Here is an 18,440-nt window from a genome sequence, read left to right on the forward strand (position 1 = left end):
TTTTTTTATGAAGCCGGCTAGACGGCTCTCTTGTACAGCGAATGCCCGTGACGGCTCCTGAGGCGTCCCAGGCAATCGTCTAGGAGTGTAGAGCATGAGTCGTGCCAGACCGGAAATAAAAGGTTAACAGGTTGATTTATATGAAGATTAATTTTGTATGACGGCAAATATGTAACCGTTTGATCCGGCAAACCGAATAGGCTTACCTGTGGCGTTCGGAAAACCGAATGCCAAGGCCGGCATAAAAAAGCCCCTGGGCTTACGGCGCAGGGGCTTTTGTACGACGGGCCTGTCAGGCCGCTTCGATCTTGCTGCGGTTCTGCTCAACCTTGGACAGGTAGCGCTGCAAGTTGTCCTGTTCCTGCGGGGTGGTGAACAGGCCGAGTTTGGTGCGGCGCCACAGCACGTCCTGGGGCTGGGTTACCCATTCCTCGGCACACAGGTAATCGACCTCGCGGGTGTACAGGCCGCCACCCAGATGCTCGCCCAGGTCAGCCAGCGATTGCACGCCTTCCAGCAGGCGCCAGGTGCGGCTGCCATAGGTGGTGGACCAACGGCGCGCGATCTCGCTCGGCACCCAGTCGAATTTGCTGCGAATGGCCTCGGCCAGGGCTTCTGGCGTGGTCATGTCCTCGCCGCCGGGCAGGCTGGCGGTGGCGGTCCAGCTTGGACGCATCTGGGTGAAGTACGGGGCCAGTTGCGCCATCGCCGATTCGGCGAGCTTGCGATAGGTGGTCAGCTTGCCGCCGAACACCGACAGGATCGGTGCCTCACCCACGCCACCGGACAGCGACAGGGTGTAGTCGCGGGTGATGGCCGACGGGTTGTCCGACTCGTCGTTGCAAAGTGGGCGCACACCCGAGTAGGTGTGGACGATGTCGTCGCGGCTCAGCTGTTTCTTGAAGTGCGCGTTAACCACCTTGAGCATGTAGTCGGTTTCACCTTCGGTGATCGCCACTTTCGCCGGGTCGCCGGTGTATTCGCGGTCGGTGGTGCCGATGATGGTCAGGTGGTTCAGGTACGGAATGGTGAAGACGATACGCTGGTCTTCGTTCTGCAGGATGTGTGCGTGGGCGCCTTCATACAGCTTCGGCACGATCAGGTGGCTGCCCTGGATCAGGCGGATGCCGTAGGGCGAGTCCAGCTTCAGGTCGTCCCTGATGAACTTGGCGACCCACGGGCCGGCAGCGTTCACCAGCGCGCGGGCGCGGATCGAGAACAGGCTGCCATCGGCGCGTTCCATGTTCATGTCCCACATGCCATTGCTGCGATGGGCGCTGATGCAGCGGGTCTGGGTGTGGATATGCGCACCCTTTTCACGGGCAGCCATGGCGTTGAGTACCACCAGGCGCGCGTCGTCGACCCAGCAGTCGGAGTATTCGAAGCCTTTGGTGATTTCGCTTTTCAGCGGGCTGTCGGGGCCGAACTTGAGGCTCTTGGAGCCAGCAAGTTTCTCGCGCTTGCCCAGGTGGTCATACAGGAACAGGCCGGCACGGATCATCCACGCCGGGCGCAGGTGTGGGCGGTGTGGCAGGACAAAGCGCATCTGCTTGACGATGTGCGGGGCCTTGGCCAGCAGCACTTCACGTTCGGCCAGGGCTTCGCGTACCAGGCGGAATTCGTAATGTTCGAGGTAGCGCAGGCCGCCGTGGATCAGCTTGCTGCTGGCGGAGGAGGTGTGGCTGGCCAGGTCGTCCTTTTCGCAAAGGAATACCGACAAACCGCGACCGGCTGCGTCTGCTGCAATGCCGACGCCATTGATCCCGCCACCGATTACGGCAACGTCATAGACTTCGGCAAGCGGTGGAGCAGGCAAGGTAGAAGGGTTCATCGGCTGGCCTCGGGATCTTTTTCATATTGGAAATCGAACATTAATGTTCATTTTCGAAAATGGTAGCTGATAAACGTGGCCACAGCCAGCCGACTTCGATTGAAAAAACTCATCGAAGGGCGGGAAAAGGAAAATTTGTGAACATAAGCCTGGGTAAGGCTCGAGAAAAAAGCGCTGGATAAACCGCCATCGGGGGCAAGTCGAATCGTCGCCCCCGATGGCGTCAGTGCAGGCGCTATACGACTTCCAGACGAACCTTGTGCTGATTCAACAACTGCACCAAGGCGGGCACCGGCTCCTGATCCGTCACCAGGCAGTCCACCAGGCTGATCGGTCCCAGTCGAATCATGGCATTGCGCCCGAATTTGCTCGAGTCCGCCGCCAGGATCACCTGGCGCGCATTGGCGATGATCGCCTGGGAGACCCGGACCTCCTGGTAGTCGAAGTCCAGCAGGCTGCCGTCCTCGTCGATACCGCTGATACCCACCAACGCGAAGTCGACCTTGAACTGGTTGATGAAGTCGACACTGGCCTGGCCCACCACGCCGCCGTCACGGCGCACATTGCCGCCGGTCAGCAACACATCGAAGTCGTCCTTGGCGCTGAGCATGGTGGCGACGTTGAGGTTGTTGGTGATGATTTTCAGGTGGTTGTGGTTGAGCAGCGCACGGGCGATGGATTCGGTGGTGGTGCCTATATTGATGAACAGCGAGGCGTGATCGGGGATTTGTGCCGCGATGGCTTCGCCGATGCGTTGTTTCTCATCGCGCATCTGGTCGGCACGCATGGCGTACGCGGTGTTCTCGACACTGGAGTCATAGGCCGCGCCGCCGTGGTAGCGGCGCAGCAGATTGGCGTCCGCCAGCTGGTTGATGTCGCGGCGGATGGTTTGCGGGGTGACAACGAATAGCTGCGCCATTTCCTCGATACTCACGTAGCCGCGTTCGCGGACCAGTTCGAGGATTTGCTGCTGGCGGGGAGGCAGATTCATGGGGCGTCCTTTGGGCTGCCATACAAAAGTGGCCCATGATGACGCAGGAATCTGCTCCCTGCCAGTTACAACCCAATATGGGTCCAGCGCGTGGCTTATTCGGCGCCTTCGTGCGGTTCCCAGTCACGGGTGCGGCTTACCGCTTTTTGCCAGCCGGCGTAGAGTTTCTCTTTGGCGGTTTCTTCCAGTTGCGGTTCGAATTCGCGCTCGATCACGGCCTTGCCGCGCAACTCGTCCAGGCTGCTCCAGAAGCCACAGGCCAGGCCCGCCAGGTAAGCGGCGCCGAGTGCCGTGGTTTCACGCATTTGCGGACGTTCGACCTGGGTACCGAGGATATCGGCCTGGAACTGCATCAGGAAGTTGTTGGCCACCGCCCCGCCGTCTACGCGCAGGGCCTTGAGGCGTTCGCCCGAGTCCTGTTGCATGGCGTCGAGTACGTCGCGGGTCTGGTAGGCAATCGACTCCAAAGCGGCACGAATAATGTGATCCACGCGTACGCCGCGGGTCAGGCCAAACAGTGCGCCACGGGCATACGGGTCCCAGTACGGGGCGCCCAGGCCGGTGAAGGCCGGCACCAGGTACACGCCGTTGCTGTCCTTGACCTTGCCGGCGAAGTATTCGGTGTCGGTGGCATCGGCGATGATTTTCAGCTCGTCCCGCAGCCATTGCACGGTGGAGCCACCGTTGAACACCGCGCCTTCCAGCGCATACGCCACTTCGCCACGCGGGCCGCAGGCGATGGTGGTGAGCATGCCGTGCTTGGATTTCACCGCTTTATCACCGGTGTTCATCAGCAGGAAGCAGCCGGTGCCGTAGGTGTTCTTGGCCTGGCCGGCCTCCACGCACATCTGGCCGAACAGCGCCGCTTGCTGGTCACCGGCGATACCGCCGATGGCGATGCCGCTTTTGGTGCGGCCGTAGATCTCGGAGGAAGACTTCACTTCCGGCAGCATTTCCCGCGGAACGTCGAGGATCTCCAGCATCTTCGCATCCCACTCCAGGGTGTGGATGTTGAAGAGCATGGTGCGCGAGGCGTTGGTGTAGTCGGTGACGTGGGTCTTGCCGCCGGTAAATTTCCAGATCAGCCAGCTGTCGATGGTGCCGAACAGCAACTCGCCGTTGCGCGCGCGCTCGCGGCTGCCTTCGACGTTATCGAGGATCCACTTGAGCTTGGTGCCGGAGAAGTACGGGTCGGTGACCAGGCCGGTGGTGTCGTTGATGTATTGCTCGTGACCGTCGCGCTTGAGCTGCTGGCAGATCTCGGTGCTGCGGCGGCACTGCCAGACGATGGCGTTGTAGATCGGACGGCCGGTGACCTTGTCCCATACCACGGTGGTTTCACGCTGGTTGGTGATACCGATGGCGGCGACCTGGTCATGGTGCAGGCCGGCTTGTGCCAGGGCTTCTACCATCACCGCGCTCTGGGTGGCGAAGATTTCCATCGGGTCATGTTCGACCCAGCCAGCCTGTGGGTAGTGCTGCGTGAATTCACGCTGGGCGGTGCAGACCACGTTGGCGTCACGATCAAAGATGATCGCCCGGGAACTGGTGGTGCCCTGGTCAAGGGCAATGATGTAGTTCTTATTCTGAAGGTCGGTCATATTGATTGCCTTGCACGGAAATAAGGAAGTCAGAAATCAGCCTGGGCCGCAAAGGGCAGAGGACCAGGCTGGCGCTTTCAGGAAATACGAGTCTTGCCGTTGACAGCCGTGTCAGTTGTTTCAGCTATAGCAGGTGCGGCGCTCGGCAAGTGGCGGGCAATCAGCCCGCGATAGGCCGCAGCACCGAGGCATGCGCCGACAATCGGCGCGAAAATCGGAACCAGGAAGTAAGGAATATCGCGGCCGCCAGTGAAGGCCATTTCACCCCAGCCGGCGAAAAAGGTCATCAGCTTGGGCCCGAAATCCCGCGCCGGGTTCATCGCAAAACCGGTCAGCGGCCCCATGGCGCTGCCAATCACCGCAATCAGCAGTCCGATCAGCAGGGGCGCCAGCGGGCCGCGCGGCAGGCCGTTGTTGTCATCGGTAAGGGCCATGATTACGCCCATCAGGATCGCGGTAATGACCATTTCCACCAGGAAGGCCTGGGCGGTGCTCAGCAGCGCGTGAGGGTAGGTGGAGAATACCGACGCCAATTCCAGACTGGCTTGGGTGCCGCGGACCATGTGGTGAGTTTGTTCGTAATCGAAAAACAGGTTGCTGTAGAGGGTGTACACCAGCGCGGCCGAGCAGAAGGCGCCGGCGACTTGGGCAAGAATGTAGAAGGGCAGTTTGCGCTTTTCGAAATCCGCGAAAATACACAGGGCGATACTCACCGCTGGGTTGAGGTGAGCCCCGGAGATGCCGGCGCTCAGGTAGATCGCCATGCTGACGCCGATCCCCCAGATGATACTGATTTCCCATAACCCAAAGCTGGCACCCGCGACCTTGAGCGCAGCGACACATCCCGTACCGAAGAAGATCAGAAGCGCAGTCCCCAGGAACTCAGCCATGCATTGGCTTGAAAGTGAAGGCTGTTGAAGAGCAGTTGTCATGGAAAACCTCGATTGTTGTTCTTGTCTGGCGCACGGCCTCAACGGGCGGTTGCGCGATTTTCACCGTGACGAGGATCCCCATCCAAGGCACGGCTTACTGCTGGAACTCTGTAGAGGTATTCCTACAGTATTCGGAAACGAAAAAATATAGACAAGAATGACGGCTGTCAAAGGTCGAAAGTGAACTGTTGGTCACTTTCGAACTATTGGTTTGATGAATGATCACGCTCCCTGCGTTAAGTCTTGTCGGCGGGGAGGGCGGACTAGAGCGTTTTGCGCGGGCTTGGCCTAGAATTGGCCATCTTTTTGCCACGCCCGGAGAGGTCATGACCCCCGCATTGGATTTGTTGAAAAAAGTTCGCGCCGAACATCGCATCCACAGTTATGAACATGACCCCAAGGCGGCCTCCTATGGCCTGGAGGCCGCAGAAAAATTGGGCCTCGACCCGGCGCAGGTGTTCAAGACCTTGCTGGCCAGCAGTGAGAAAGGCGAATTATTGGTGGCCGTGGTGCCGGTCGTCGGAAGTCTGGACCTCAAAGCCCTTGCTCATGCGGCGGGGGTAAAAAAAGTCGAGATGGCGGATCCAGCCGCGGCGCAGCGTTCTACCGGTTACCTGCTGGGCGGTATCAGCCCGCTGGGGCAGAAAAAGCGTTTGCGCACATTTATCGACGTGACGGCGCAGCCGTTTGCGACAATTTTTGTGAGTGCGGGGAGAAGGGGGCTGGAGGTGGAGTTGTCCGCCGCGGTGCTGGCGGAACATACCCAGGCCAAATTTGCAGAAATTGGCCGGGTGTAATTCCTAGCCACTGGAGAGCCAATGTGGGAGGGGGCAAGCCCCTCCCACACGTTGATCATCGACTCAGCCAGCCGGGCTATAGCGCCGTACGCCGGACTCGGATCGAGGCACCTGCGCCGCGATGCTGCCTGACGCCTGGAACAGCACCAAATGCTCAGCGGCTACGCGAATGCCCACCTCGGCGCCCACCTGATGGTCGGCATGGCTCGGGAAAATCGACTCCAGCTGCGCGCCGGTCGGCAGTTGCAGGCGGTACAAGGTCGACGCGCCGAGGAAGGTCTTGCCGACGATCCGCGCTTTCAAGGAGCTGTCCGGCGCGTAGACGATGTCGTCCGGGCGTAGCAAGACGTCAACTGCACCGCCCGTAGGCCAGGTGTAGGCCCGGTTACCGCGCAGGTCCCCCAGTTCGGTATGGACGGAATCGGGCGAACTTAATTGGCCGCGGATGAAATAGCCCTGCCCAATAAAGCTGGCGACATAAGGCGTCAGTGGTTCGTGATAGAGGTTGTAGGGCGTGTCCCACTGCTCCAGGCGGCCTTCCTTGAAGACTCCGACGTGATCACTCACGGCGAACGCCTCTTCCTGGTCATGGGTGACCAGGATCGCACTGGTGCCCCGCGCCTTGAGGATATCGCGTACCTCGTGGCTGAGCTTGCGCCGCAGTTCGCCGTCGAGGTTGGAGAACGGCTCGTCCAGCAGCAACAGTTGTGGTTCCGGCGCCAGGGCGCGGGCGAGGGCGACGCGTTGCTGTTGGCCGCCCGACAGTTCGTGGGGGAATCGCTTGCCCAGGTTCTTCAGGTTGACCAATTCCAGCAGTTCGGCGACCACGCGGTCTTTTTGCGGGTGTTTGCGAATGCCGAAGGCGATGTTGTCGGCCACGCTGAGGTGGGGAAACAGCGCGTAGTCCTGGAACACCATGCCGATGCGACGTTTCTCCGGTGCCAAGGTGAAGCCGGCGCTGGAGATCACTTCGCCGGCGAGGCTGATTTCGCCTTCGTGCACCGGCTCAAATCCGGCAATTGCCCGCAACGTCGTGGTTTTGCCGCAGCCCGAAGAACCGAGCAGGCAACCGATATCGCCGGCGTTGAGGTGCAGATTGAGGTTCTGCACCACCCGTTGATCCTGATAGCCGCATGCCAGATTGCGCAAGTTCAGCAGTAAGGGCTGGCTCATGCGTGGTGGTACGCCGGCTCGACGAGGAATTCGAGCAGGGCCTTCTGGGCATGCAGGCGGTTTTCGGCCTGGTCCCAGGCCACGGAGCGCGGGTCGTCGAGCAGGTCGAGGCTGATCTCTTCGCCACGGTGTGCCGGCAGACAGTGCATGAACAGTACATCTGGCGCGGCCAGGTCGAGCAGTTCCCGCGTAACCTGGTAGGGAGCGAACATAGCGAGACGCTTGGCCGTTTCGTCTTCCTGGCCCATCGAGGTCCAGACGTCGGTGCTGACCAGGTGCGCGCCGATCACTGCATCCTTTGGATCGCGCAGGATTTGCACGCGGCCATCGGCCTTGGCCAGGAACTCGGCAGCCGGCTCGAAGCCTTCCGGGCAGGCAATGCGCAGGTGGAAGTCGAACTGAATCGCCGCTTCTATATAGCTGTTGCACATGTTGTTGCCGTCACCGATCCAGGCCACGGTCTTGCCCTGGATCGAGCCACGGTGCTCAAGGAAGGTCTGCATGTCGGCCAGCAACTGGCACGGGTGCAGGTCATCGGACAGGCCATTGATCACTGGCACGCGGGAGTAGGCGGCGAATTCGGTCAGGGTGCTGTGGGCGAAGGTACGGATCATCACCGCATCGAGCATGCGCGACATGACGATGGCGCAGTCGCTGATCGGCTCGCCACGGCCCAGTTGGGTGTCACGCGGCGACAGGAAGATGGCTTGGCCACCCAGCTGGATCATGCCGGCTTCGAAGGACAGGCGAGTGCGGGTCGACGACTTCTCGAAAATCATCCCGAGCACGCGGTTTTTCAAAGGCTCGAACAGTACGCCGCGGTTACGCAGGTCTTTAAGCTCAATGCCTCGACGGATCACGCTGACCAGCTCTTCGGGCGTGCAATCCATCAGGGAGAGAAAGTGCCTTGCGCTCATCATTAACTACCTTTTTGCAACAGACCGCAGATACTCAAAGCCTTGTTTATTGTGACAACGGGCGAGACCTGCGGCGAAAGCCGCACGGGGCGACGAAATAGGGGAAGGCGCGATCTTATAATTAAATGTCGCGTCTTACCAATAGGGCTACGGTTTTTACGGATGTTCAGACGGGCGCGCTAGCGCTTTTGAAGACGATTTCCAGACAGCAGCGGGCCATTTGTACACTGACGCCGCAACCTTTTGCAATGCGCGGGGGCGGGCTTGGGCCAGGCTGCGTCGGTTTCAGGGGTTGATTACAGGTTCTGTAACATTTGCTCATGTTTGCTCATGGCCTGGCTTGATGGCTCTCGATTCACAGGACTAACGATGCTGGTGCCTGTCAGGGTCACGGCCCATAGTCAGGCCAAAGCCCAATAAAGAGACTGGCCATGACCAAGACTCTCCACCACCGTGCATGCCATCTGTGTGAAGCCATTTGTGGCCTGACCCTGGAAACCACCCAAGCCGAAGACGGCAGCCTGGCGATCACCTCGATCAAGGGCGACGCGCTGGACAGCTTCAGCCGTGGCCACATCTGCCCGAAGGCTGTGGCGTTGCAGGACATCCAGAATGATCCTGACCGCCTGCATCAGCCCATGTTGCGGGTGGGCAGCGAATGGCAGCCCATCCCGTGGGATGAGGCGTTTGCCCTGGTCGCCGAGCGGCTGGCGGGCATCCAGGCGCGGCATGGGCAGAATGCGGTGGCGGTGTACCAGGGCAACCCCAGCGTGCACAACTATGGGCTGATGACCCACAGTAACTACTTCCTGGGCCTGCTCAAGACGCGCAACCGGTTTTCTGCCACCTCCGTTGACCAGTTGCCCCATCACCTCACCAGCCACCTGATGTACGGCCACGGCCTGTTGCTGCCGATTCCGGACATCGACCACACCGACTTCATGCTGATTCTGGGAGGCAACCCGTTGGCCTCCAATGGCAGCATCATGACCGTGCCCGATGTGGAGAAGCGCCTCAAGGCCATCCAGGCCCGGGGTGGCAAAGTAGTGGTGGTCGATCCTCGGCGCAGTGAGACGGCGGCGATCGCTGATCAGCACCTGTTCGTGCGGCCTGGTGGGGATGCGGCGCTGCTGTTCGGGGTACTCAATACGCTGTTTACCGAGAACCTGACGCGCGACAGTCATTTGCCGGTAGAAGGCCTTGAGGAGGTGCGTCGTGCAATTGCCGGTTTTACCGCCGAAGCCATGAGTCGCCAGTGTGCAGTGCCTGCCGGGCAGATCCGCCAGTTGGCGCGGGATTTCGCTGCTGCGAATAAAGCGGTGTGCTACGGGCGTATGGGGGTGTCGACCCAGGCGTTCGGCACGCTGTGTCATTGGCTGGTGCAGTTGATCAATTTGGTCACCGGTAACCTCGACCGCGAGGGCGGTGCGTTATGCACCAGTCCGGCGGTGGATTTGGTCGCGTCTACCGGTGGCGGGCATTTCAATCGCTGGCAGAGTCGCGTGTCCGGGCGCCCGGAGTACGGTGGCGAGTTGCCAGTGTCTGCATTGGCAGAAGAAATGCTCACCGGCGGCGAAGGACAGATCCGTGCGCTGGTGACGGTGGCGGGCAACCCGGTGCTGTCGACTCCCAATGGCCGCCAGTTGGAGCAGGCGCTGGACGGCTTGGAGTTCATGGTCAGCGTCGACCTCTATATCAACGAGACCACGCGTTATGCCGATCTGATCCTGCCCTCCACGTCGGCACTGGAAAACGACCACTACGACACCACGTTCAATATGTTCGCCGTGCGCAATGTCACACGTTTCAATCGCGCGATCCTGCCCAAGCCTGAGGGGGCGCTGCATGACTGGGAGATTTTTGTCGGCCTGGCCACGGCATTCGCTGCGCAGACCGGTATGGCGCTCAAGCCAACCATGCCGCCTGCGCAAATGATCGACTTCGGGTTGCGCGCCGGTGCTTATGGTGATGCGTCGAGCCATAAGTTGTCGGTGGCGAAGCTGGCGGATCATCCTCATGGCATGGACCTGGGGCCGCTCAAGCCCAATCTTGCCGCGCGCTTGAAAACCGTGGATGGCAAAGTGCAGGCAGCACCGGCAGTGATTCTGGCGGATCTGGCGCGCTTTGCGGCGCAGCCGATGCCGGTGGCTGGCGAGTTGTTGCTGATCGGCCGTCGCCATGTGCGCAGTAATAATTCCTGGATGCATAACTATCACCGGCTGGTGAAGGGTAAGTCTCGGCACCAGCTGCATATGCATCCCGACGACCTGGCCAGTCGCCAGTTGGCAGATGGGCAGCGGGTGCGCGTCAGTTCACGTATCGGCATGATCGAGGTGGAGGTGGTCGCCAGCCTGGACATGATGCCCGGCGTGGTCAGCCTGCCCCATGGTTGGGGCCACGGCCGTCCGGGCGTGCAGATGACCATCGCCAGCGAGCTACCGGGGGCGAGCGCCAATGACTTGACCGACGAGCGGCAATTGGATGAGTTATCGGGCAATGCGGCATTGAATGGCGTACCGGTCCAAGTCGCTGCCGCATAAGGCGTCCGAGCACCGCGTTGGAATTTTGCGTTACAATGCGCCACCGTGCCGACCTGTGAGTCGCAAAGTTCCAGCCGAGGTGTTCCATGGATATCATCGAAACGATCAAAGAGCAGATTGCCAACAACACCATTCTGCTTTACATGAAGGGCGCACCTAACGCTCCTCAGTGCGGTTTCTCCGCGAAGGCTTCCCAGGCTGTGATGCAGTGTGGCGAGAAGTTCGCTTACGTGGATATTCTGCAAAACCCGGAAATCCGCGCCAACCTGCCGAAGTACGCCAACTGGCCTACGTTCCCACAACTGTGGGTAGCCGGTGAACTGGTCGGCGGTAGCGATATCATCACTGAAATGGCAGCTGATGGTTCGTTGCAGGCGTTGATCAAAGATGCAGCGGCAAACGCGGCGGCCAAGACCGACGCTTGATTCGCCTGCAATAAAAAGCCCCGCTTCTCGTGAGAGAGCGGGGCTTTTTTGTACCTGTGAGCGGGGGGGTTATTCGCCCATCTGCGATTGCAGGTAGTTCTCCAGGCTGACTTTGTCGATCAGGCCCAGTTGGGTTTCAAGCCAGTCGATATGTTCTTCCTGGTCTTCCAGGATGTCTTCCAGCAGTTCACGGCTGCCGAAGTCGCCTTTGGTTTCGCAGTGCGCAATGGCGGCCTTGAGGTCGCTGTGGCTCTTGCGCTCGAAGCCCAGGTCGCTGCTGATCATTTCCTGGGTGTGCTCGCCGATGTTCAGCTTGCCCAGGTCCTGGACGTTCGGCAGCCCTTCCAGAAACAGGATGCGCTTGATCAGCGCGTCGGCGTCCTTCATGGCCTTGATGGATTCTTTGTATTCGCGCTTGCCCAGCTTTTCCAGGCCCCAATCGTCGTACATGCGCGCATGCAGGAAGTACTGATTGATCGCGACCAGTTCATTGGCAAGGATTTTGTTGAGTTGCTGGATGACTGAGATGTCGCCTTTCATGACTGGGGTCCTGCCCTGTAATAGCTGTGTATAAGGCGGAGTTTGAGCGGCGAAAACCCTAGTGTCAAACCTAAGTTATTGAATAATAAATGAAAATTAATCGGAATAAGAATGTTTGTGTTCCGCGTCTTGGCGCTAACTAATTGAATTAAAGGCATAAAAAAACCGGACACTAAGTCCGGCTCTTTAAAACACGCCAATTATGCGTGTGTAAATTCTGCTGTGTAGGGGAGCGCAGCCTGGGCTGTTTGCAGCTGCGTCAGGGTTTCCCGTACCACTTGCTTGGCGAGGCAAGCACATTTACCACACTGGCTGGCAACGCCGGTGGTTTCACGTACTTCCTTGTAGCTGCAGCAACCTTCGTAGATCGCTTCGCGGATTTGTCCGTCGGTGACGCCAGTACACAGGCACACATACATAAGGGAGAACCGTCGCGGGTTTAAGGCTTAAGTGCGATGGATCTTAATGTTAACGAGAATGATTGTCAAAGTAGATTCGTAGGGTATTTGCCTGCGTTGCCCTCACGCTGACGAACGGTTTTTTCAGTGTATGATGGTCGGTCTTCGCGAAGCGTGACTGCGTCACAGGGCTGTCGCTTGAATGCGGCAGACTCAGGGCCGGTCCTTTTACTTCAATCGTCACCTTTACATCAGGAGATACCCAATGAGCGTACTCGTCGGCAAACAAGCCCCGGATTTCGACGTACCTGCCGTGCTCGGCAATGGCGAAATCGTTGACAGCTTCAAACTGTCTGAAGCCATCAAAGGCAAATACGGCCTGGTGTTCTTCTACCCGCTGGACTTCACCTTCGTCTGCCCTTCGGAGCTGATCGCTCTGGACCACCGCATGGACGATTTCAAGGCGCGTAACGTTGAAGTGGTTGCCGTTTCCATCGACTCCCATTTCACCCATAACGCCTGGCGCAATACTGCCATCAACGATGGCGGCATCGGCAAAGTCAAATACACCATGGCTGCCGACATGAAGCACGACATCGCCAAGGCCTACGACGTTGAGTCCGAAGGCGGCGTGGCTTTCCGTGGCGCGTTCCTGATCGACGACAAGGGCGTTGTACGCTCCCAGATCATCAACGACCTGCCACTGGGCCGTAACATGGAAGAGCTGATCCGTCTGGTCGACGCCCTGCAATTCCACGAAGAGCACGGCGAAGTCTGCCCTGCCAATTGGAAAAAAGGTGACAAGGGCATGAACGCTTCGCCAGAAGGCGTTGCGGCTTACCTGACCGAGAACGCTGGCAAGCTGTAAGCCAGATTCGCGGGACAAAAAAACCGGCCTGAGAAGGCCGGTTTTTTTATGCCGATTGGGATTTGACCTCAGTCGCCGAAGTCTTCCCAGCCGCCCATTTGTTTCCAGCGGTTGACGATGCCGCAGAACAATTCGGCCGTCTTCTCGGTGTCGTAGCGGGCCGAGTGGGCTTCGCGACCGTCGAAGTCGATACCGGCCGCCTGGCAGGCCTTGGCCAATACGGTCTGGCCATAGGCCAGGCCGGCGAGGGTGGCGGTGTCGAAACTGGAGAACGGGTGGAACGGGTTACGCTTCATGTCCAACCGCGTCACGGCGGCGTTGAGGAAGCCCAGGTCGAAGCTGCTGTTATGCCCGACCAGGATCGCGCGCTTGCAGCCATTGGCCTTCAAGGCCTTGCGTACGCCACGGAAGATATCGGTCAGCGCCGCTTCCTCACTGACTGCCATGCGCAGTGGGTGGTCGAGCTTGATCCCGGTGAATTCCAGGGCCGCTGCTTCGATGTTCGCGCCTTCAAACGGCTCGACGCGGAAGAAGTGGGTGTGCTCCGGGAACACAAAGCCCTGTTCGTCCATGCCAATGGTGGTCGCGGCGATTTCCAGCAGGGCGTCGGTGGCGCAGTTGAAACCACCGGTTTCTACGTCGATGACAACCGGCAGATAGCCGCGAAACCGCTCGGCCATCGGGTGGCGGGAGCCGCCACCACTGTGCTCGTGTTCGTCATCGTAATGGTCTTCACTCACTTGCTTTCCTCCAGCAGGCGCCAGCGCAGTGTTTCACCGGCGCGCAGCGGGATAACGGTCAGCTCGCCAAACGGCAGGCTGGCAGGGGCGGTCCAGTCTTCACGGACCAGGGTAATGCGGTCGGTATTCGCTGGCAGGCCGTAGAAACGCGGGCCATTGAGGCTGGCGAAACCTTCGAGTTTATCCAGGGCGTTGCGCTGTTCGAACGCTTCGGCATACAACTCGATGGCGGCGAACGCGGTGTAGCAACCGGCACAACCGCATGCGGCTTCCTTGGCGTGCTGAGCGTGGGGCGCAGAGTCGGTGCCGAGGAAAAACTTCGGATTACCGCTGGTCGCAGCATCCAGCAAGGCCACCTGGTGGGTATTGCGCTTGAGGATCGGCAGGCAATAGAAGTGCGGCCGAATCCCGCCCACCAGCATGTGGTTGCGGTTGTACAGCAGGTGATGAGCGGTGATGGTCGCGCCGACGTTGGTCGAGGCCTCGGTGACGAACTGCACGGCATCGGCCGTGGTGATGTGCTCGAACACCACCTTGAGGGTCGGGAACAGCTCGACCACACGGCGCATATGCTCGTCGATGAAAATCTTCTCGCGATCGAACACGTCCACATCACCACGGGTGACTTCACCGTGGATCAGCAGCGGCATGCCGACTTCGGCCATGGCTTCGATGGCGGGCAGGATCTTGTCGATGCTGGTCACGCCGGAGTCGGAGTTGGTGGTTGCGCCGGCCGGGTACAGCTTGGCGGCGTGCACGAAGCCGCTGGCCTTGGCCTCACGGATCTCGGAAGGTTGGGTACGGTCGGTGAGGTAGAGCACCATCAACGGTTCGAAGCGGCTGCCGGCCGGCCGTGCAGCGAGGATACGCTGGCGATAGGCGTCGGCTTCGGCGGCGTTACGCACCGGTGGTACCAGGTTAGGCATGATGATGGCGCGGCCAAACGTACGCGCTACATCGGCCACGGTTTGGGGCAACGCAGCACCATCGCGAAGATGAATATGCCAGTCGTCGGGACGCAGCAGGGTCAGGCGGTCGGACATTGGGGATTCCAGGCGGGTCAATCTGGTGGGAATGCTACCGGAAAAGACTCTTGCAGGCACTCGCTATCAAGTTTTGCGGGATGCATCCGATAGCCTTTCGTATGCCTTATCGATGTATGACGCTTTGAAGTGTTGTAGAAACCAGTGGAGCCTCCCGTGCGCCAGCATTATCTAGCCTTGCTCAGTGTGTTCGCCAGCCTGCCTGCGATGGCCCTCACGTTCCAGACACGTCTGGAGAACATTGAGTGGAAGGTAGAGGGGGACAAGTTCGAGTGCCGCCTGACCCAGCCGATCACCGACTTCGGTTCGGGTGAGTTCGTGCGCCGGGCCGGCGAGCAGGCGACGTTTCGTCTGAAAGCCTATAACGGATCGCTGGGTGCAGGGTCGGCCACCTTGTTGGCCGCCGCTGCCCCCTGGCAGCCCGGTCGGGGTGACATCAATCTCGGTGCCGTACGTGCCGGCAGCGGTGATGTGCTCTTCAATAGCTCTCAGGCCCAGGCCGGGCGTCTTTTCAACGGGTTGCTCGATGGACGCTCGCCCACTGTGCGGCACTATGGACGCGAGGGTGGCTATTCAGAGATTCGCCTGCTGCCGGTGAAATTCAACAAGGCCTACAGCGACTATCAGCTGTGCACGGCCAAATTGCTGCCGATGAATTACGATCAGGTCAAGCAGACCGAAGTGGGCTTCCCCGGTGGCGGCATCGAGCTGGACGCTGCGGCGAAGCAGAAGCTGGCGGTGATTCTCGAATTCATGAAGGCGGACCCGACCGTCAACCATATCGAGTTGAACGGTCACTCGGACAACAGCGGCAATCGCCTGAGCAACCGTGATGTTTCCCGCCGTCGCGCGCTGGCGGTGATGGACTACTTCAAGGCCAACGGTATCCCGGAGTCCCAGATCACCCTGCGGTTCCATGGCGAAAGTTACCCCTTGGCGCCCAACACTACTGCCGCCAACCGGGCCCGTAACCGCCGTGTGAATATTCAGCTCGAACGTGTGGCTGCCCCCGAGAAGCTGGCCCCCCAGGCCACTGGCCCGAGCAACCCTGCGCACACTTCGTAACGTGCGACCATCGGTCGCTCGCTCGACATAATCTGTCGCTTTATCTTCATTTGCTGTCGCGCCCCTGTAAATCCACGGTTTTGATCGGTAGAATCGACGCCTTTCCGTAAAACCCCGTGGAGTGATGGCATGGCCGACGTAAACAAGGTCGTTCTCGCGTATTCCGGCGGCCTGGACACTTCGGTGATCCTCAAGTGGCTGCAGGATACTTATAACTGTGAAGTGGTGACCTTCACCGCTGACCTGGGTCAGGGCGAAGAGGTCGAACCTGCACGTGCCAAGGCGCAAGCCATGGGCGTGAAAGAGATCTACATTGACGACCTGCGCGAAGAGTTCGTCCGCGATTTCGTCTTCCCGATGTTTCGCGCCAACACCGTCTACGAAGGCGAGTACCTGCTGGGTACTTCCATCGCACGTCCGCTGATCGCCAAGCGCCTGATCGAAATCGCCAACGAAACCGGCGCTGATGCCATTTCCCATGGCGCTACCGGCAAGGGCAACGACCAGGTGCGTTTCGAACTGGGTGCCTACGCGCTCAAGCCCGGCGTGAAAGTGATTGCCCCTTGGCGTGAATGGGACCTGCTGTCCCGTGAAAAGCTGATGGATTACGCTGAAAAGCACGCGATCCCGATCGAGCGTCATGGCAAGAAGAAGTCCCCGTACTCGATGGACGCCAACCTGCTGCACATCTCCTATGAAGGCGGCGTGCTGGAAGACACCTGGACCGAGCACGAAGAAGACATGTGGAAATGGACCGTCTCCCCGGAGAACGCTCCAGACAAGCCGCAGTACCTGGAACTGACCTACCGCAACGGCGACATCGTCGCGCTGGACGGCGTGGAAATGACCCCGGCCACTGTATTGGCGACCCTGAACCGTATCGGTGGCGAACACGGCATCGGCCGCCTCGACATCGTCGAGAACCGCTATGTGGGCATGAAGTCCCGTGGCTGCTACGAAACCCCCGGTGGCACCATCATGCTGCGTGCCCACCGCGCCATCGAATCCATCACCCTGGACCGTGAAGTGGCTCACCTCAAAGACGAGCTGATGCCCAAGTACGCCAGCCTGATCTATACCGGCTACTGGTGGAGCCCTGAGCGTCTGATGCTGCAACAGATGATCGACGCTTCCCAGGCCCACGTGAACGGCGTTGTGCGTCTGAAGTTGTACAAGGGCAATGTGATCGTTACCGGCCGCAAATCCGATGACTCGCTGTTCGACGCCAACATCGCCACCTTCGAAGAAGATGGCGGCGCCTATAACCAGGCCGACGCAGCGGGCTTTATCAAGTTGAATGCATTGCGCATGCGCATTGCTGCCAACAAAGGCCGTTCGTTGTTCTGAGTGTTTAGCCTGTTGTAAAAAATGGCCCCTTGTTCAAGGGGCCATTTTTTTTGCCTGGAGATTTTGATTAAGTCCACGTTGTTTAAACTTGTTTAATCAGTGCTCCAACTTATCGGGTCGCTGGTTTTTTTGTCGGGTGAATGATTTTTTATCATTTATGTAGGAACCAGTCTTACAGATAATTCACTCATATAGATGCGAGGAGTACGTAAGAAGTCAAAAATTCTGTAGGAAATAAGGATGTAAGTAAATATGTTAAATGGAACTGAAACTACCGATTTTTCTCTGCCAGCTCCGGCACCTGCAGTCGCCAGGCAAGGGGCATTTCCTGATAGTTGCGTACGGCACGTTTACCTTATCCCCTGGGGACTCTGGAAATTTCACTCAAAATATGTGATGCCCCGGAAAGTTCTGAAAGGCTCCATAAAACTGGAAACATCCGAATCGGTGTTTTTTTGTAGGGGATTTCCTTTATCGTTGTGGGGTGGGTCTCTGCTTGCTGTTGCTCGGGGGGGAACGCTATGCCAACTAGGAAACGACTAGGCTATTGTGTTTGCTCTAAATAATTCGAACAGCGAAATTGGACTTTCTCATGAATAAAGTGCTGATCGTGGATGATCATCCCGTCATTCGTCTTGCTGTGCGTATGCTAATGGAACGTCATGGTTATGAGGTCGTTGCCGAGACCAATAACGGTGTCGATGCGTTGCAACTTGCGCGGGAGCATATGCCGGACATTGTCATACTGGATATTGGGATTCCCAAACTCGATGGCCTGGAAGTTATTTGCCGGCTTTCGTCTACCAAACAGGCTGTACCGTTCAAGGTCCTGGTGCTCACCTCCCAGGCCCCAGGTCACTTTTCCATGCGTTGTATGCAGGCGGGCGCTGCTGGCTATGTGTGCAAGCAACAGGACCTGACCGAGTTGCTGAGTGCGATCAAGGCGGTTTTGTCGGGCTACAGCTATTTTCCAAACCAGGCACTCAACTCGGTACGCTCCACCATGGGCAATGCCAGTGAGGCCGATATGGTCGAGCGTCTGTCGGGCCGGGAGATGATGGTGTTGCAGCAATTGGCTCGGGGCAGAACCAACAAGGAGATTGCCGACGGTATGTTTCTCAGCAACAAGACCGTCAGCACCTACAAGACTCGTCTGCTGCTCAAGCTCAATGCCCGCTCTCTCGTGGACCTGATCGAGTTGGCTCAGCGTAACGGCTTGGTATAGGTGAGGG

The 18,440-nt window shown here is 58.9% G+C and carries 17 protein-coding genes; 7 read left to right on the forward strand and 10 right to left on the reverse strand.

The genetic code is table 11. The annotated features are described in order from the left end of the window. Nucleotides 1–292: 292 nt before the first annotated feature. The 4 genes from glpD to M2397_RS02385 form a co-directional block, all read right to left on the reverse strand. Nucleotides 293–1,831 carry a glycerol-3-phosphate dehydrogenase gene (gene glpD, locus M2397_RS02370; RefSeq protein ID WP_145335140.1) on the reverse strand — a complete coding sequence of 513 codons (1,539 nt, stop codon included), beginning with the start codon at nucleotides 1,829–1,831 and terminating at the stop codon, nucleotides 293–295. Nucleotides 1,832–2,066: 235 nt separating this feature from the next. Continuing rightward, the gene (locus tag M2397_RS02375; protein WP_027604598.1) at nucleotides 2,067–2,822 is read right to left on the reverse strand and encodes a DeoR/GlpR family transcriptional regulator; all 756 of its coding nucleotides are present in this window, start codon (nucleotides 2,820–2,822) and stop codon (nucleotides 2,067–2,069) included. A 95-nt stretch (nucleotides 2,823–2,917) separates the two neighbouring features. Continuing rightward, nucleotides 2,918–4,423, reverse strand: a complete 1,506-nt coding sequence (gene glpK, locus M2397_RS02380) for a glycerol kinase GlpK (protein ID WP_145335138.1) — start codon at nucleotides 4,421–4,423, stop codon at nucleotides 2,918–2,920. 77 nt (nucleotides 4,424–4,500) lie between these two features. Then, complete coding sequence (locus M2397_RS02385; RefSeq protein ID WP_167654813.1) at nucleotides 4,501–5,355, reverse strand: MIP/aquaporin family protein; 855 nt, start codon at nucleotides 5,353–5,355, stop codon at nucleotides 4,501–4,503. A gap of 326 nt (nucleotides 5,356–5,681) precedes the next feature. Here M2397_RS02385 and ybaK point away from each other — a divergent pair, with 326 nt between their 5' ends. Then, entirely contained in the window at nucleotides 5,682–6,152 is a 471-nt protein-coding gene (gene ybaK / locus M2397_RS02390) for a Cys-tRNA(Pro) deacylase (protein WP_167654880.1), read from the forward strand. Between the two features lie 63 nt (nucleotides 6,153–6,215). Here the strand turns inward: ybaK and M2397_RS02395 are convergent, their stop codons facing one another. Together M2397_RS02395 and argF are read right to left on the reverse strand one after the other, a co-directional pair. Next, nucleotides 6,216–7,325 (reverse strand): ABC transporter ATP-binding protein, encoded by a 1,110-nt coding sequence (locus M2397_RS02395; RefSeq protein WP_259242209.1) that lies wholly within the window; start codon nucleotides 7,323–7,325, stop codon nucleotides 6,216–6,218. Beyond that, nucleotides 7,322–8,242, reverse strand: coding sequence for an ornithine carbamoyltransferase (gene argF / locus M2397_RS02400; protein ID WP_145335132.1), 921 nt, complete (start codon nucleotides 8,240–8,242; stop codon nucleotides 7,322–7,324). The genes M2397_RS02395 and argF overlap by 4 nt, the downstream gene beginning before the upstream one ends. Before the next feature lie 431 nt (nucleotides 8,243–8,673). Here argF and M2397_RS02405 point away from each other — a divergent pair, with 431 nt between their 5' ends. Together M2397_RS02405 and grxD are read left to right on the forward strand one after the other, a co-directional pair. Continuing rightward, entirely contained in the window at nucleotides 8,674–10,782 is a 2,109-nt protein-coding gene (locus tag M2397_RS02405) for a molybdopterin oxidoreductase family protein (RefSeq protein WP_259242210.1), read from the forward strand. Between the two features lie 86 nt (nucleotides 10,783–10,868). Beyond that, nucleotides 10,869–11,207 carry a Grx4 family monothiol glutaredoxin gene (grxD, locus tag M2397_RS02410; protein WP_027604591.1) on the forward strand — a complete coding sequence of 113 codons (339 nt, stop codon included), beginning with the start codon at nucleotides 10,869–10,871 and terminating at the stop codon, nucleotides 11,205–11,207. 69 nt (nucleotides 11,208–11,276) lie between these two features. Here the strand turns inward: grxD and bfr are convergent, their stop codons facing one another. Continuing rightward, a complete protein-coding gene (gene bfr / locus M2397_RS02415; protein WP_012722487.1) occupies nucleotides 11,277–11,747 on the reverse strand; it encodes a bacterioferritin in 471 nt (156 codons plus the stop codon). 200 nt (nucleotides 11,748–11,947) lie between these two features. Continuing rightward, nucleotides 11,948–12,166: a bacterioferritin-associated ferredoxin gene (locus tag M2397_RS02420; protein ID WP_078740971.1), complete on the reverse strand. Its 219-nt coding sequence runs from the start codon at nucleotides 12,164–12,166 to the stop codon at nucleotides 11,948–11,950. 244 nt (nucleotides 12,167–12,410) lie between these two features. On the opposite strand from M2397_RS02420, the gene M2397_RS02425 reads away from it, so the two are divergent. Further along, nucleotides 12,411–13,013: a peroxiredoxin gene (locus M2397_RS02425; RefSeq protein WP_003172097.1), complete on the forward strand. Its 603-nt coding sequence runs from the start codon at nucleotides 12,411–12,413 to the stop codon at nucleotides 13,011–13,013. 68 nt (nucleotides 13,014–13,081) lie between these two features. Here M2397_RS02425 and rnt read toward each other — a convergent pair whose 3' ends face one another. Continuing rightward, nucleotides 13,082–13,753, reverse strand: coding sequence for a ribonuclease T (rnt, locus tag M2397_RS02430; RefSeq protein ID WP_078740972.1), 672 nt, complete (start codon nucleotides 13,751–13,753; stop codon nucleotides 13,082–13,084). Further along, on the reverse strand, nucleotides 13,750–14,796 hold the full coding sequence (pyrC, locus tag M2397_RS02435) for a dihydroorotase (protein ID WP_131697372.1): 1,047 nt from the start codon (nucleotides 14,794–14,796) through the stop codon (nucleotides 13,750–13,752). The genes rnt and pyrC overlap by 4 nt, the downstream gene beginning before the upstream one ends. A gap of 156 nt (nucleotides 14,797–14,952) precedes the next feature. On the opposite strand from pyrC, the gene M2397_RS02440 reads away from it, so the two are divergent. From M2397_RS02440 to M2397_RS02450, 3 genes are all read left to right on the forward strand, one after another. Further along, a complete protein-coding gene (locus M2397_RS02440) occupies nucleotides 14,953–15,861 on the forward strand; it encodes an OmpA family protein (RefSeq protein WP_259242211.1) in 909 nt (302 codons plus the stop codon). Between the two features lie 129 nt (nucleotides 15,862–15,990). Next, the gene (locus tag M2397_RS02445; RefSeq protein ID WP_012722490.1) at nucleotides 15,991–17,208 is read left to right on the forward strand and encodes an argininosuccinate synthase; all 1,218 of its coding nucleotides are present in this window, start codon (nucleotides 15,991–15,993) and stop codon (nucleotides 17,206–17,208) included. 592 nt (nucleotides 17,209–17,800) lie between these two features. Further along, entirely contained in the window at nucleotides 17,801–18,433 is a 633-nt protein-coding gene (locus M2397_RS02450) for a response regulator transcription factor (protein WP_027604587.1), read from the forward strand. Nucleotides 18,434–18,440: the final 7 nt, after the last annotated feature.

Source organism: Pseudomonas sp. BIGb0381 (assembly GCF_024809815.1).
Taxonomy (GTDB): Bacteria; Pseudomonadota; Gammaproteobacteria; order Pseudomonadales; family Pseudomonadaceae; genus Aquipseudomonas.